At 72.4% G+C, this 15160-nt stretch carries 12 protein-coding genes; 4 read left to right on the top strand and 8 right to left on the bottom strand.

Translation table 11 applies throughout. The features are described from left to right. Nucleotides 1–76 precede the first annotated feature (76 nt). From ABZ444_RS50545 to hpaD, 4 genes are all read right to left on the bottom strand, one after another. The gene (locus tag ABZ444_RS50545; protein WP_352352627.1) at nt 77–664 is read right to left on the bottom strand and encodes a TetR/AcrR family transcriptional regulator; all 588 of its coding nucleotides are present in this window, start codon (nt 662–664) and stop codon (nt 77–79) included. Nucleotides 665–734: 70 nt separating this feature from the next. Continuing rightward, nucleotides 735–1400: a GntR family transcriptional regulator gene (locus ABZ444_RS50540; RefSeq protein ID WP_358012373.1), complete on the bottom strand. Its 666-nt coding sequence runs from the start codon at nt 1398–1400 to the stop codon at nt 735–737. Next, entirely contained in the window at nt 1397–2224 is an 828-nt protein-coding gene (locus ABZ444_RS50535; protein WP_358012371.1) for an alpha/beta hydrolase, read from the bottom strand. The genes ABZ444_RS50540 and ABZ444_RS50535 overlap by 4 nt, the downstream gene beginning before the upstream one ends. A 14-nt stretch (nt 2225–2238) precedes the next feature. Continuing rightward, entirely contained in the window at nt 2239–3099 is an 861-nt protein-coding gene (gene hpaD / locus ABZ444_RS50530; RefSeq protein WP_358012368.1) for a 3,4-dihydroxyphenylacetate 2,3-dioxygenase, read from the bottom strand. 162 nt (nt 3100–3261) lie between these two features. Between hpaD and ABZ444_RS50525 the strand changes: the two genes are divergently transcribed. The 4 genes from ABZ444_RS50525 to ABZ444_RS50510 all read left to right on the top strand — a co-directional run bounded on the left by ABZ444_RS50525 (nt 3262) and on the right by ABZ444_RS50510 (nt 8444). Continuing rightward, nucleotides 3262–4662, top strand: coding sequence for a fumarylacetoacetate hydrolase family protein (locus ABZ444_RS50525; protein WP_358012365.1), 1401 nt, complete (start codon nt 3262–3264; stop codon nt 4660–4662). A 21-nt stretch (nt 4663–4683) separates the two neighbouring features. Beyond that, entirely contained in the window at nt 4684–5595 is a 912-nt protein-coding gene (gene dapA / locus ABZ444_RS50520; RefSeq protein ID WP_358012362.1) for a 4-hydroxy-tetrahydrodipicolinate synthase, read from the top strand. Further along, nucleotides 5595–7061, top strand: coding sequence for a 5-carboxymethyl-2-hydroxymuconate semialdehyde dehydrogenase (gene hpaE, locus ABZ444_RS50515; RefSeq protein WP_358012359.1), 1467 nt, complete (start codon nt 5595–5597; stop codon nt 7059–7061). Before dapA ends, hpaE begins: the two co-directional genes overlap by 1 nt. A 123-nt stretch (nt 7062–7184) precedes the next feature. Further along, a complete protein-coding gene (locus ABZ444_RS50510) occupies nt 7185–8444 on the top strand; it encodes a lamin tail domain-containing protein (RefSeq protein ID WP_358012356.1) in 1260 nt (419 codons plus the stop codon). Nucleotides 8445–8703: 259 nt separating this feature from the next. Here the strand turns inward: ABZ444_RS50510 and ABZ444_RS50505 are convergent, their stop codons facing one another. Genes ABZ444_RS50505 through ABZ444_RS50490 form a run of 4 tightly spaced genes read right to left on the bottom strand, consistent with a single transcriptional unit; the run spans nt 8704 to nt 15093 of the window. Further along, nucleotides 8704–11457, bottom strand: a complete 2754-nt coding sequence (locus ABZ444_RS50505; protein WP_358012353.1) for a DUF5682 family protein — start codon at nt 11455–11457, stop codon at nt 8704–8706. Beyond that, complete coding sequence (locus ABZ444_RS50500) at nt 11454–12566, bottom strand: AAA family ATPase (protein ID WP_357693738.1); 1113 nt, start codon at nt 12564–12566, stop codon at nt 11454–11456. Before ABZ444_RS50500 ends, ABZ444_RS50505 begins: the two co-directional genes overlap by 4 nt. 14 nt (nt 12567–12580) lie before the next feature. After that, complete coding sequence (locus ABZ444_RS50495; protein WP_358012350.1) at nt 12581–13882, bottom strand: VWA domain-containing protein; 1302 nt, start codon at nt 13880–13882, stop codon at nt 12581–12583. Next, the gene (locus ABZ444_RS50490) at nt 13879–15093 is read right to left on the bottom strand and encodes a hypothetical protein (RefSeq protein WP_358012347.1); all 1215 of its coding nucleotides are present in this window, start codon (nt 15091–15093) and stop codon (nt 13879–13881) included. Before ABZ444_RS50490 ends, ABZ444_RS50495 begins: the two co-directional genes overlap by 4 nt. Between the last annotated feature and the right edge of the window lie 67 nt (nt 15094–15160).

Genomic DNA, 15160 nt, shown 5'->3' with positions numbered 1-15160 from the left:
CCGACGCGGACACGGCGGGGACCTCCCCCGCGGGGGCCCCCCCCGCCGATCGGCGGCGCGGGCCGGAGCGCGCGGGTCAGGGCCGGGAGATGCGGTCGAAGAACGACTCCAGGTGCCGCTTCTGCAGCTCGACGGTGGAGAACTGCGGGCCGACCAGGCTCATCACGTTGGCGCCCGCGTTGAGCAGCACGAGCTCGTCCACGAGCTGCTCGTCGGGGATCGAGGTGTGGATGTCGCCGTCGGCGCGGCCCTCCTCGATCAGCCGGTGCAGCATGCCGCGCCAGGCGCGCAGGTGCTCCAGGTACTTGTCGTACAACTTGGGGTTGGTCAGCGAGGTCTGCCAGAAGATCAGCAGCACCCGGCCGGCCGTGATGCGCTCCTCGTCGATCGGCATCGCGGCCTCGCACATCTCGCGCAGCGCGCCCAGCCCGCGGCGGCCGTCGAGCTTGACGTAGCTGGTCACGATGGCCAAGGCGCGCTCGTACGTCGCCTCGATGATGTCTTCCTTGCCGGGGAAGTAGTGCTTGAGCGCGCCGTTGGCGAAGCCCGCCGCGTTCGCGATCTCGCGCATGGTGGCCGCCTCGATGCCCCCCTTCGTGATCAGGTCCCACGTGACGTCGATGATGTCGCTGCGACGCTGGTCGTGGTCAATGATCTTGGGCATGCGGGACCCCTCTGTACGGCGTTTCGTCTACCAGTGTAGGACAAAATGCCGGGAGGGCATGACCCGATCGTTAGCCGCGGGTGACCCGGACGTCATAGAGGGCGCCGGCGGTGTTCGTCTTGTGCGCGCAGGCCAGCCGTTCGATCTCGGCGGGGTCGGCTCCCCCGGCGATGAGATCGAGCAGGTGCTCGTGCTCCTCGACCGAACGGCGGGCCCGGCCCGGCAGATAGCCGAACACCGAGCGCCGCATGTGGTCCAGCCTGGTCCATTCGGCCTCCAGCAGGAAGTTCAGGTGCTCGTCGTCGCAGTGCTCGTAGACCGAGAAGTGGAAGGCGCGGTTGAGCGCGGTGAACGCGGCGGGGTCGAAGGAGTCGAGCGCCTGGAACAGCCGGGCGTTGATCTCGCGGGAGCGCGCCACGTCCGCCGGGCCCATGCGCGGGGCCGCGACGGCGGTCGCGTACCCCTCCAGGCGGGCCAGCACCTCCAGCGTGTGCCGCACCTGCGCCGCGTCGAAGACCGCGACGCGGGCGCCGACGTTGCGCACGACCTCCACCAGCCCGTCGGACTGCAGGCGGCGCAGCGCCTCGCGCAGGGGGATCGTGCTCACGCCGATCTCCCGCGCGAGGCGGTCCATGACGAGCTGGTAGCCGGGGCCGTAGGTGCCGTCCAGGATGCGCGATCGCAGGATCTCGTAGCTGAGCTCCGCCTTCGACGCGACTCCGCCGGAGCTCGTCACGGGCCGGACGCCGTGCCGGACGCCGGGCCGGACGCCGTGCCGGACGCCGGGCCGGACGCCGGGCCGGACGCCGGGCCGGACGCCGGGTCAGAGGCCGGGCCCGACGCCGGGCCGAGCGCCTCGCGGAGCACGGCGCGGAACTCGGGGCCGGCCAGCGCGCCGCGGTGGTCGCCGGGGACGGTGATCAGCCGGGCGCCGGGGGCCAGCGCGACGACGTTCTCGATGCCGGAGGTCATCATGTCCTCCGCGCCCGCCACGAACACCGGCGGCGTGCGCCCGGCCCAGCCCTTGGGCTCGAACGGCGTGCCGCGCAGGCCCTCGACCAGCCGTACCAGCCCGGCGGCCCGCCCTGGATCCCCGCCGGAGGCGCCCGCGATCATCGCCGCGATCATGCCGGTCATCGGGTCGCCCGGCTCGCCGCCCGCGACGGCCGAGCGCAGCGCCGCCACGTCCAGCGCGGCGAACGGCTCGAACGGGCTGAGCCCGCCCAGCACGACCGCGCACACCCGGTCGGGCGCCAGCTCCGGCAGTTCCCAGGCGAGCCGGGCGCCGAGCGAGTACCCCACGACGTCGAGCGGCCCGTCGCCGGCCAGGGCGAGCAGCGCGGCCGCGATCCCGGGCGCGCCCGCCGGCTCGGCCGGGACCGGGCTCTCGCCGTGACCGGGCAGGTCGGGCACGACGACCACGCGCCCGGCCGCGGCCAGTTCCGCCGCGATCCCGGTCTCCACCCAGTCCTGCCGGCCGCTGGAGGCGAACCCGTGCAGCAGCAGCACGGGCGGCGCCCCGGCGGGCCGTTCGGGCGTGAACGTCTGTACGGCCGTCATGTGCGCCGGCTCCTTCATCTCGTCTGGTACGCGGGTACGGGGAAGTCGACGACCACCTGGCCGGTGCCGCTGCTGCCGAAGTACGGGCAGAGCTGCTCGCCCCGCCCGGTGTACTCGCGCCAGCCCAGCAGCCCGAACAGCATGGCGGTGTCGGCCATCGCCCCCTCGCCGGTGCAACGCTCGTTGTAGTCGGGCAACATGTCGAGGAACTCCGGGATGCGCCCTTCGTCCCACATCTCCAGCACCGCGTGGTCCACCTTGCGGTTCAGCTCGCTGCTCACGTCGTCGAGCAGCGACTCGGCGATCTCGTTGGGCGGGAAGGCGTGCGAGAGCGACCCGCTGGCCAGGAAGGCCACCTTCCTGTCGCTGCGGCGTACGGCGCGCAGCAGGGCCTCGCCGATCCGCCGGTTCTCCTCGACGGTCGAGTAGATGTTGCAGCCGATGGGCAGGACCCGGATGTCGGAGTCCTGGTTCATGAAGTACATCGGCACGAGTGTGGCGTACTCCAGGCCCAGGTCCTGGTAGGTGTGCACGCGGGCCTTCTGGCCGCCCGCGACGATCTCCTCGCGGACCAGCTCGGCCAGCTCGGGATCGCCCGCGTAGTCGTAGGCGAGGTCGTGGATGAAGTGCGGCAACTCATGGCTGACGTACGTGGCCCGGTGGCGCGGCTTGCCGTTGAGGTGGAAGCCGATGCTGTTCATCCAATGGGTGTCGGCGATCAGGAACGTGTCCGCGCCGCGCTCACGGGCCCGCCTGCCGACCTCGGTGAGGGCGAGCTCCGCGGGCCGGCGGATGCCGAAGTGTTTGCCGGGCTGGATCGACAGCCAGATCGACGGCACGTGCGTGATCTTGGCGGCCAGCACGATCTCACCCATCACGCCACTCCCCGGCCTGCTTGGGCGGTCTGAACCATCATCCGCACTCTCCTCTCCACTGATGACGTGATGAGCATCATGTAGGCATCTGAGGGGGTATGTCGATATTGTTCCACATGCCATAACATAAAGGATGTCGTATATGATTTGGAAGGAGACGAGGTGGGACACCCTCTCGGACTGTCACCAGGGAAGATCGTCGCGGTCCATCTGAACTACCGCAGCCGGGCCGCCGAGCGCGGTCGCGTCCCTGCCGTCCCCTCCTACTTCCTCAAGCCGCCGACGTCCCTGTCCTGGTCCGGACGGCCTGTGGTGCGTCCCGAGGGGTGCGAGCTGCTGGCGTTCGAGGGCGAGATCGGCATCCTGATCGGCAGCCGCGCCCGTCGCGTCTCCCCCGGGCGCGCGCTGGAGCACGTGGCCGGGTACGTGGCGGCCAACGACTTCGGCGTCTACGACTTCAAGCACGCCGACCTCGGCTCCAACCTGCGGGCCAAGGGCCAGGACGGGTTCACGCCGGTCGGCTCGGAACTGCTCACCGGCGCCGATCCTGGACGGTTGTGGCTGCGCACGTACGTCAACGGCAAGCTCGCCCAGGAGGCGTGCACCGACGAGCTGCTGTTCGGCTTCGACCTGCTCGTCGCCGATCTGTCGAGGTACATCACGCTGGAGCCCGGCGACCTGATCCTGGCCGGCACCCCGGCGGGCTCGACCGTCGTACGGCCCGGCGACGTGGTGGAGGTCGAGCTGGCGGGCACGGCCAGGCTGCGCAACGAGGTCGTCGCCGGCCAGGAGCCCCCCGCGGCGTACGGCGTCCAGCCCCAGGTCACCGAGGCGACCAGGGCCGCCGCGTACGGCGCCGCCCACCCCGCCCCCGGCCCGCTGACCCCGGAGGTCGTCGCCGCGCTGCGCTCGGTCTCGACCGCGACGCTCTCCTCCCAGCTCCGCGCGCGCGGCATCGACCACCACTTCATCGAGGGCGTCCGCCCCGCCCGTCCCGACCTGCGCATGGTCGGCGTCGCACGCACCCTGCGCTACCTGCCGCTGCGCGAGGACGTCTTCGCCGAGCGCGGCGGCGGCATGAACGCCCAGAAGCGCACCGTCGAGGAGCTCCAGCCGGGCGAGGTGCTGGTCATCTCCGCCCGCGGCGAGCACGGCGCGGGCACGCTGGGCGACATCCTGGCCATGCGCGCCCTGCGCCGCGGCGCGGCCGGCGTCGTCACCGACGGCGGGCTGCGCGACAGCCCCTCCTTCGCCTCGCTCGACCTGCCCTCCTACTACGGCGCCGCGCACGCCGCCGTGCTCGGCCGCCGCCACGTCCCGATGGACTCCCAGGTGCCGGTGGACTGCGGCGGCGTGCTGGTGTGCCCCGGCGACGTGCTGGTGGGCGACGCCGAAGGAGTCGTCGTCATCCCGCCCGCGCTGGTCGCCGAGGTCGCCGAGGACGCCGCCCGGCAGGAGGACGAGGAGCGTTTCGTCCTCGATCGCGTCCGCGAGGGAGCCTCGATCGACGGCCTCTACCCGCTGAAGGGCGCCTGGCGCGAGGCGTACGAGCAGCAGCGCTGACCCCCCCAAGAAGGAGAACCCATGAAGTTCCGCTCGGATCCGTCGACCGTTCGCGGATCCATCGCCCCCGTGGTGACGCCGTTCGCCGCCGACGGGTCGCTGGACCTCGACTCGTTGCGCTCGCTGGTGCGCTGGCAGCTCGACCAGGGCTCGCACGGCATCTCGACCGGCGGGTCCACCGGCGAGCCCGGCGCCCAGTCCGTCGAGGAGCGCGTCGCGGCGATGGCCGTGGTGGCCGAGGAGACCGCCGACCGGGTGCCGTTCCTGCCCGGCACCGGCTCGGCCAAGCTCGACGAGACCCTGCGGCTGACCGCCGAGGCCGAGCGCCTGGGCGCCGACGCCGCGCTGGTCATCACGCCGTACTACGCCCGTCCCACCCAGGAAGCCCTCTACCGCTGGTACGCCACGGTCGCCGCCGAGTTCCCCGCGCTGCCGATCGTGATCTACAACGTGCCCTCGCGGACCGCCGTCGACATCGCCCCCGCGACCGTGGCCAGGCTGCGCCGCGACCACGACAACATCGTCGGCATCAAGGAGACCACCAAGGACTTCGAGCACTTCTCGCACGTGCTCAACCTGTGCGGGCGCGACTTCCTCATGTGGTCCGGCATCGAGCTGCTCTGCCTGCCGCTGCTGGCCATCGGCGGCGTCGGCTTCGTCAGCGCGGCGGCCAACCTCGCGCCGAAGACCGTGGCCCGCATGTACGAGGCGTACACGGCCGGCGACCACGCGACCGCGCTGGAGCTGCACTACTCGCTGCACCCGCTGGTCGAGCTGCTGTTCGTGGAGACGAACCCGGCCCCCGCCAAGTGGGTGCTGGAGCAGCGCGGCCTGATCGCCTCCGGCCACGTACGGGCCCCCCTGATCACCCCCACCGAGCCCGGCATCGCCCGGATCAACGAACTACTGGCACAGAGCGAGGGAGTCGCCTGATGAAACTGGAGCACTACATCGGCGGCCGGCACGTCCCGAGCCAGTCCGGTGCGACCTTCACCGCGCTCGACCCGACCACGAACGAGCCGTACCTGGAGGTGGCCGCGGGCGGCGCGGCCGACGTGGACGCGGCCGTCGCCGCCGCCCAGAAGGCGTTCGCCGACGGCCCGTGGAGCACGATGCCCGCCGAGCAGCGGGCCGGGACGCTGCGCGCGGTCGCGGCGGCCATCGAGTCCAGGGACGACGAGATCGCCGCGCTGGAGTGCCGGGACACCGGCCTGCCGATCACCCAGGCCCGCGGCCAGGCCCGCCGCGCGGCGCACAACTTCCGCTTCTTCGCCGACGTGATCACCACCATGGGCGAGGACGTCTACCGCGTCGGCTCCGCGCAGCTCAACTACGTCGTGCGCAAGCCGGTCGGCGTGGCCGGGCTGATCACGCCGTGGAACACGCCGTTCATGCTGGAGACCTGGAAGCTGGCCCCGGCGCTGGCGGCCGGCTGCCCGGTGGTGCTCAAGCCGGCCGAGTGGTCACCGGCGTCGGCGAGCCTGCTGCCGGAGATCATGGAGGAGGCCGGGCTGCCCGAGGGCGTGTTCAACCTGGTCCACGGCATCGGCGAGGACGCGGGCGCGGCCCTGGTGGCCCACCCCGACGTGCCGGTGATCTCCTTCACCGGCGAGAGCGGCACCGGGCAGACCATCATGCGCAACGCCGCGTCGTCGCTGAAGACGTTGTCGATGGAGCTGGGCGGCAAGTCGCCGCTGCTCGTCTTCGCGGACGCCGACCTGGAGCGGGCGCTCGACGCGGCCGTCTTCGGCGTGTTCTCGCTGAACGGCGAGCGCTGCACGGCCAGCTCGCGGATCCTCGTCCAGGACACCGTGTACGAGGAGTTCGTGGCCAGGCTGGCCGAGCGGGCCGCGCGGGTACGCGTCGGCGCGCCCGGCGACCCCGCCACCGAGCTGGGCGCGCTCATCCATCCCGAGCACTACGAGCGGGTCATGGAGTACGTCGAGCTCGGCTCGCGCGAGGGCGCCCGCCTGGTCGCCGGCGGGTCGCGGCCCGAGCACCTGACGGCGGGCAACTTCCTGGCCGCGACGGTGTTCGCCGACGTGGCCCCGACCATGCGGATCTTCCAGGAGGAGATCTTCGGACCGGTCGTCTGCGTGACGCCCTTCTCCACCGAGACGGAGGCGGTGGAGCTGGCCAACGCGACCCGGTACGGCCTGGCGGCGTACCTGTGGACCAACGACCTGCGCCGGACGCACCGGCTGGCCCAGTCGATCGAGGCGGGCATGGTCTGGGTCAACTCCCAGAACGTGCGCGACCTGCGCACGCCGTTCGGCGGGGTGAAGGCCAGCGGCGTGGGCCGGGAGGGCGGCAGGCACAGCATCGACGTCTACACCGAGTCGCACATCGTGCACCTGGCCACCGAGGACCTGCCGATCCCCCGGTTCGGAGCCGCCTGAGCCGGCACGTCCTCCGCCGGGCCGCTGCCCGGCCCGGCGTGGGACGTGGACGCCGAGAAGTGCGCGGAGTTACGCTCCCGTTGGCCGATACGGCGGTGATGGCCAGCTTTGGGGGGGAACCCAATGAGCTACACACTTTTGCGCGGCAGCTTCGTGATTCGTTACCCGGACCTTCCCCGGCAGGGTCCCGAGCCCGACGGCGACACGATCAAGTTCAGGCCGGACACGCCCGCGCTGGTCGAAGGGCTGGCCCGGCCGTCCGGACGGCCGCCGGAGCTCAGCGCGCGCGGCATCTCCGTCCGCCTGGAGGCCATCGACGCCCTCGAGACCCACTTCCAGGACACCCACCAGGAGCTGACCGGCGCGAACGCCGCCCGCGACGAGCTGCTGCGCCTGCTCGGCTTCACGAACGTGCGCTTCTACGACGACCTGCCCAACAAGGTCCGGTCGGCCGACCAGGACGAGCTGCGCGGGCACGTCCTCAGCAACGGCATCGACGCCAACGGCCGGCTGATCGGCTTCGTGTTCACCGGCGAGCACCCCGGGCCCGACGGGCAGGCCGTGTTCCTCGACGAGGCGCTGGTGGACACGTCGGCGAACGCCAGGCTGCTGGCCGCCGGGCTGACGTACCCGGCCTTCTACGCCACGCTGCCCGCGACGCTGCGCACGCACCTGGCCGGCGTGTCGCGCACGGCCAGGACGGCGGCGTCGCCCACCGGCATCTGGCCACGCTCGGCCGCCGACCCCGACGGGCCCGCCGAGGTCGGCTCGCTGGACGCGCTCACCGGGCTCGTCATGTGGCCGAAGCTGTTCCGCCGGCTGGTGCCCTATCTGGCGACCGGGGCGGCGGACCTCGACGGCTTCGACGCCTGGCTCCGGGCCGACCCCGTCAACCGGGACGACGCGGTCTTCCTGCTGGACCGGCTCGAACACGGCAACCTGCACGACGTGATCCGGGCCTCGGGCACCCAGATCCAGCTCACCGCCTGGCCCGAGGACTTCGTCATCAGCCCCGACCCGGCGCCGCCCGGCGCGCCCGTCGTCGCGCGCCCGCCGTCCACCGGGGACGTGCTGATCGTGGCCGCGCTGCCCGACCCGGTGGGGGCCGACCGGGGGCACGAGACCGTCACCCTCCTCAACGTCACCGGCCGGTCCGTGGACCTCGGCGGGTGGGGGCTGGCGGACTCGGGGGGCGGACGCATGGAGCTGACGGGGGTGCTCGCGGGCGGGGGCGTGCTGCAGGTCGTGCTCGACGGCCGGGTACAGCTCCGCAACCAGGGCGAAACCATCCTCCTCCTCTCCCCCGAGGGCGTCACGATCGACCAGGCCACCTACAAACCCGACCACGTCCACCCCGGCCACACCATCTGCTTCGGCCGCTGACCACTCCCGTCCCCCCACCCGCCCCCGCCTCACAGAGGAAGCGTCGGCGCACACCGTCCTGCCCGCGACCCCGCCCTCCACCGGACAGCCCTGAGCCTCCACAGGAATGGCCCTGAGCCTCCCAGCGCGCAGAAGGCGACGCCCCATCCTCGGGCCCTCGTCCTGCACAAAGGGGCACCCCCTGAACGCCTTGCACGCCCTGAGCGGCCGCGGTTCGGCGGCGCTCAGGGCGAGGGGCAGGCGGGTGGTGGGGAGGCGGTCAGGCGAGCAGGGTCGCCAAGGCGTCCGCCGTGGCCGGGTGGGTGGTGAGGAGGGTTTCGACCTCGCGGTTCCCGGGTCCGGTGGCGGAGGCGGCCTGCTGCCGGCCGCCTTCGCAGCCCAGCAGCTCCGCCGCCGCGTCGCACGTCGCCGGATGACCCGCCAGCAGCTCGGCGACCGGCCCGGACGCGACCACGGGGGCCGCCTTCGGCGCGGCCGCCGCCGTACGGGCCCACGGCGGTGTCCAGGCGTCGACCGCCGTCAGGCTGCCGGGGAACGTGCGCCCGGCCTCCCGGACGAGGACCGGCATCAGCTCGCCCGCCTGGTCGCGCAGCGTCGTGATCAGCTTCGGCAACCACGGCAGCAGCACCTGGTCGGGAAGCCGTCCGAACGCCTTGGAGATCACCTCCACGACGAACCCGGACAGCGCCGGAGCCGGCTCCATCGCCTGCACGAACCCGGTGATGTACTGCGGGAACGACGGGATTACCAGCGGGTTGCCGAGCAGCTCGTCGCACCGCGACCGCAGCTCGGCCAGCGGCAGCAGCCCCAGCAGGTGCTGGGCGGCCCACAGCAGCGCCACCTTGGCCGGCGCCTCCGGATGCGACTGCCGCACCGCGATCTCCAGCTGCGCCCGGTCGCACCCGAGCGCCAGCGCCAGCCCCTCCATCGTGAACAGGAACCCGAGCATCGCCGACACCTGCCGCACCCCGGTGTCGTCCTCGACGAACGCGGTGGGGAGCAGGGTGCAGTAGTGCGCGTACCCCTCGGTCACGAACGCCTCGCACCACGCCGGCAGCGTGGGCTCGGCGGTGCGGTAGTAGGCCAGCAGCCGGCGGATGCGGCGCAGCACGTCGGGCGCGTCGTCGACGCCGCGCTCGGTGGCGAGCAGCTCCACCGCCCGCGCGCCCAGCTCGTCGGCGACGCGCCCGCCGCCCAGGTAGAGGATGGCGTCCTCGACGGCGGCCAGGGCCACGGCGGCGGTGGCGTCCGGCTCCCAGACCGCGCGCCGCAGCCGCTGTTCGACCACCTGCTCGATGGTGACGCCCTCGTAGCCGAGCTCGATGATGGCCCGCTGGTTGCGGCCGAGCGCGAGGTCCCAGCTCTCCTGGATGGGCCGCTCGCCGAGCTTGCGCTCGCCCATGATCGGCCGGGCCGCGTCGGCGGGCAGCAGGAAGCGCAGCATCCACAGCAGGTCGGAGCAGGGCCGCAGCTCCGGGTCGGAGTGCAGGTCGAGCAGCGCCCGCTGGATCGTGCGCTTGTCGAAGTCGACGCCGAGCGGCCGCAGCCGGTCGTAGACGTTCTGGGCCAGCGGCGGCAGCGCGTCGTAGCCGACCGAGCCGATGCGGTCGCCGCCGAGCAGGATCTCGCACAGGCGCCGCACGTCGCGCCGGCCCGGCACGACGTCCTTCTCGATGCAGGTGACCGCCGCGTCCTGGAAGTCGTACGGCGTGGGCCTGGCCCGGTTGCGCATGCCGGCCAGCAGGATCGATGTCTCGAACACCGCGATGGCGTCGGCGGTGCTGGCGAGGTAGCCGTTGCGCCGGGCCAGCCGGACGATGTCGACGCTCCAGCCCAGCAGCTCGGCCTCGTCGAGCGCGTCGAGCGTGGGCGGCCTGGACAGGAACCCGGTCAGCCGGTCGGCGACCTGCGCCGGCGCGGCGGGCGCGGGCAGCTTGACCGGCCGTTTCCTGGCTCCCTTCTGCCCGCTGAGCTGGAACGGGGTCAGCTTGCCGCGCGTCACCGCCTTGGCCCAGGTGGCGGCGGCGATCGACACCGACCCCGAGGCCAGCCCGAACTGCGCCTCGATGGCCGAGTGGCTGGAGGGGATCAGCCCGTACAGCCAGCGGGTCGCGGTGCGGGGGCCGATCTCGTACGGGGCCGTGGCGGCCAGGCCGAACTGCTCGACGCGGCTGGCGGCGTGGAAGGCGCCGCAGACGTAGAGGCAGTCGGCCGGGTCGGCGCCCGAGGCGGACAGGTGCTCGCGCATCCTGGTCCACATGTAGCGCTCGCGCTCCTCGTCGCCGGCCAGCCGGTCGTCGTCGGGGCGCAACCGGCGGAACAGGCTGCCGATGAGGACCATGACCTGGCGGTAGGTGTCGTAGTCGGCGCCGGAGAGCGGCTGCTCGACGTACTGGTCCCACCACTCCGACCAGTGGCGGACCTTGCCGTGATGGAGCAGGTGCTCCTCCAGCTCGGCGAAGCGGGGGCGCAGGTCGCCGATCTCCACGCCGACCGCGTCGCCGTGCAGGCCGGCCTCCTCCCCCGGTTTCGCCGGCTCCTCCCGTTCGCGCGGCAGCCACTGGAAGACGTGGTCGGCCGAGCGGTCGACCAGCACCAGCTCGACGTCCGGGGTCTCCAGCGCGTACGAGATGGCCTGGTACTCGGCCGACGCCTCGGTGATCGGGGCCACCACGCTCAGCGGCCCCGAGCCCTTGGGGAAACCGTCGAGGTCGGTCGCGAACGCCTGGAGCGCCACCGGCAGCCGGCAGTTGCGCAGCTCGGTCAGCAGCGGTGCCAGGTCTTCGCAGAGCTCCAGGTAGATGACCTTGGGCTGCTTCTCCCGCAGGCGGCGCACCATGGCCAGCGCCGAGGCCGGCGAATGGTGGCAGACCGGGAAGATCTCCAGCTCCTCGCGCAGCGCCCGGTCGACGTCCTCGACGATGCCGGTGAGGATGGACGACACCGCGCCGGCGCCCGCGAAGGCCGAGGCGGCCTCGCTGAGCTGCTCCTTCAGCGGTTGGAAGAGGCTCATGACAGGGTGGAGATGGCCTGGCGGCCGCCCTCGAGGAAGTCCTGCCACGGGCCGCCGTCCTTCTTGCTGCGCGGCTCGACCACTCCGTGCCAGTACTTGTTGAGGATGGCCAGGTCTTCCGGGCTGCGCCGGGCCAGCGAGCCGACCAGCGAGCCGGCCAGCGTATCGGGGCGCAGCGTGCGGTCGCCGAAGAAGTGGCTGTGCAGGATGGCGTCCTCCAGCACGCCGATCTGCTCGGCCGTGGACAGCGCGGACTCCAGCTTCTCGTCGTCGCTGGTCGCCGAGGCGGCCGCGGCCCGCAGGTCGGCGAAGCTCTGCAGCAGGATGTCCAGCAGCGTGGGCGGCAGGTCGAGCTCGATCTGGTGCCGGCGCAGCAGCTCCTCGGTACGGAACCGGACGATCTCCGCCTCGCTCTTCTTGTTCGTCACCACCGGGATGCGGACGAAGTTGAAGCGGCGCTTGAGCGCGGAGGACAGGTCGTTGACGCCCCGGTCGCGGCTGTTGGCGGTGGCGATGATCGAGAAGCCGGGCTGGGCGAAGACGATGTTGTCGTCGTCGAGCTCGGGGATGGAGACGTACTTCTCCGACAGGATGGAGATCAGCGCGTCCTGGACGTCGCTGGTCGAGCGGGTCAGCTCCTCGAAGCGGCCGATCACGCCCTGCTCCATGGCGTTCATGATCGGCGAGGGGATCATCGACTCGCGCGACTGCCCCTTGGCGATGACCATCGAGACGTTCCACGAGTATTTGATGTGGTCTTCGGTGGTGCCCGCGGTGCCCTGCACGACCAGCGTGGAGTTGCGGGAGATCGCCGCGGACAGCAGCTCGGCGAGCCAGCTCTTGCCCGTGCCCGGGTCGCCGATCAGCAGCAGGCCGCGGTCGGAGGCCAGCGTCACGATGCTGCGCTCGACGAAGCTGCGGTCACCGAACCACTTCTGCGGGATCTCGCGGTCGAGCCCGTCGGAGCGCTCGGAGCCGAGGATGAAGATGCGGATCATGCGCGGGCTGAGCCGCCACGAGAACGGCTTGGGGCCGTCGTCGACCGACTCCAGCCAGTCGAGCTCGTCGGCGTACTTCACCTCTGCGGGGGCGCGCAGCATGTCACTCATGGTCGGGGGTTCTCCTAGGTGAGGAAGTTCTTGAGCTCGAAGACGAGCTTGCGGACATGGCCGGAGAGCACGGGGGTGCCCAGGTCCTTGAGTTTCTGGCGGTACCACGGGTCGACGCTCTGGTGGCCGGAGCTGTTGACCGAGCCGACGGGGATGAACTTGACCCCCGAGCGGTGGATCGAGCCGAAGTCGTTGATCAGCGAGCGGTTGTCGTAGAAGTCGGAGATCCACACCATCACGGTGTTGCGCGGATCGGCGATCTTCGGCCTGGCCAGGGCCATCGCGGCCGTGCCGTCGGTGCCGCCGCCGAGCGTCGTGCGCAGCAGCACCTCGAACGGGTCGTGCACCCACGGCGTCAGGTCGAGCGCGCGGGTGTCGTACGCGACGAGGTGCACGTCGACCTTGGGCAGGCCGGCGAAGATCGAGGCCAGGATGGTGCAGTTGACCATCGCGTCGACCATCGAGCCCGACTGGTCGACGACCACGATGAGCCGGGCCGGCGTGGTACGGCGGGCCGTCTGCCGGTAGTAGAGCCGGTCGACGTAGAGCCGCTGGTCGTCGGGGCTCCAGTTGGTGAGGTTCTTCCAGATCGTGCGCTCGATGTCGAGGTTGCGGAAGACCCGCTTCGGCGGCACCGACCGGTCGATGACGCCCACGCTGGTCTTCTCCACCTGCGTGCGCAGCACCTCCGCGACCTCGTCGACGAACCTGCGGATCAGCGCCTTGGCGTTGGCCAGGGCGACGCCCGACAGGTTGGACTTGTCGCGCAGCAGCTGCTCGATGAGCGACATGCTGGGTGTGAGCTGCCTGGCCAGGGCCGGGTCGGCCAGCACCTCGCGCAGGCGCATGCGCTTGACCAGCCCGCCCTCGATCATGGCGAGCACGGCGGCCAGCTCTTCGTTGCCCGGCCCGTTCCGCAGGCCGCCGGGCTCGCAGCCCATGCCCTTCTCGAACCAGGCGGCGTCCTGCTTCCAGCGGGCCAGGTCGCCCGCCGTGACGTCGCCCGTGCCGGTGGAGAACACGTTGAGCAGCAGCTTGGAGACCAGCGCGGCGCGGCGCACCTCGCCGCCCTCCTCGTGCTCCTTGTCGGCCATCAGGTCCTGGAGCTCGGCGCCCAGCTCGGGGAACCGCTGGACGAGCGTGTCCACCGAGACGCCGGGGTCGAGCAGCGCGGGCGGCAGCTCCAGGTCGCCGACGATGCCCATGCTGGCCGTCTCCAGCGCGGGCTGCTCGTCGGCCGAGAACAGCCGCGACATGAGCCGCCAGTACAGTACTTGGCGCCGGGTCTCGTCGGCGCTCGCGGTCGAGTCGGTCATTTCCGCAGCAGCCGTCCTGCCCGTTCGCGCAGCACGGCGACCACGTCGCCGGCCTTGGCCTCGGCCTTGACGACCTTGGGGTCGGTCGGGCCGTTCGCCCAGTCGCCGTTGTGCACGGTGACCGGCTTCTTCTTGACCGTGGCCTGGACGGCGAGCGGCTGCAGCAGCCACCTGCCGCCGTCGCGGCGCACCAGCCCGATGCACGCCGAGGACGCGGCCACCAGCTCCGGCGTGAGCGGGCAGCTCGCCGGGAGCCGGTCGAGATCGAGGGCGAGCTTGTTGCCGCCCAGGTCGAGGGTGTGCCCGTCGACCGTGTACCCCTCGACCAGCACCGGCTCGGCGATGCGCACGGGGTGGCGGTCGAGCGGCGGCGTGGCCGGGGCCAGCGCGCCCGCGAGCTGCACCCGCGCGGTGGTGAACGGGTCGGCCTCGGCACCGGTGCGGGCGCGGTCGTCGTGCCACAGCAGGTCGCCGCCGGGCAGCAGCGGCATGCCGTCGATCTCCACGGACCGGTGGTCGGCCAGCGCGCCCATGAGCACGGGCCGACCGCCGAACAGCCGCCACACCGACGGCCCCACGATGGTGTCGACCTTGGCCGCCGCGACGCTGGTACGCACCAGCCGCGCCTGGCCGCCGGCCTCCTCCAGGACGCCGTGCACCTGCACCCGGACGACCGTGGCGTGCTCGTGCACGTCGGCGCCGAGGATCAGCAGCCGCCCCGACACCGGCTCGGGCACGCCGTGCCACGGGCCTGACTGGGCCAGCAGCAGCCCGCGCGTCCACAGGTCGGCCCACCGCCTGAGCGGCAGCCGGTCCATGGTCGCCACCGGGGACGAGGCCCGCAGCTCGGTCGCCAGCCCGTCGAGCAGCACGGCGAGCCCGCGCAGCTCGGGCACCGCGAGCAGCGCCTCGATCGCCTGGTCGGCGCCGGAGACGAGGTCGTCGTCGACGCCCCGCCAGCCGGTGATCGCCAGCTCCCGCAACCACACCCGGCACCCGGCCAGCAGGTTCTCCGGCACGCCGCCCACGGACGCCGCCCCTGTTGTGGCGTCCGTGGCGGCGGCCGGCGGCCAGGGTGCGCGGCTGCGGCCCAGAGCCTGGTCGAGGCGGGCGAGCAGGGCGTCGTGCACCGCGCCGAACAGCGCGGCCCGCCCGCCGGCCAGCGCCGCCAGGTGCTCGTCGGCGACCGACCCCGCGCTCACCTTCTCCACCGCCTCGCCTGACCGACCTGCCGGCCGTCACCCTGCTGCTCCAGGGCCACGCCGCCACCGAGGCGCT

This window comes from Nonomuraea sp. NPDC005730 (assembly GCF_040630865.1).
GTDB lineage: Bacteria > Actinomycetota > Actinomycetes > Streptosporangiales > Streptosporangiaceae > Nonomuraea.
The sequence above is the reverse complement of the archived record's forward strand: the minus strand, read 5'-3'. Positions and strand labels throughout refer to the sequence as shown.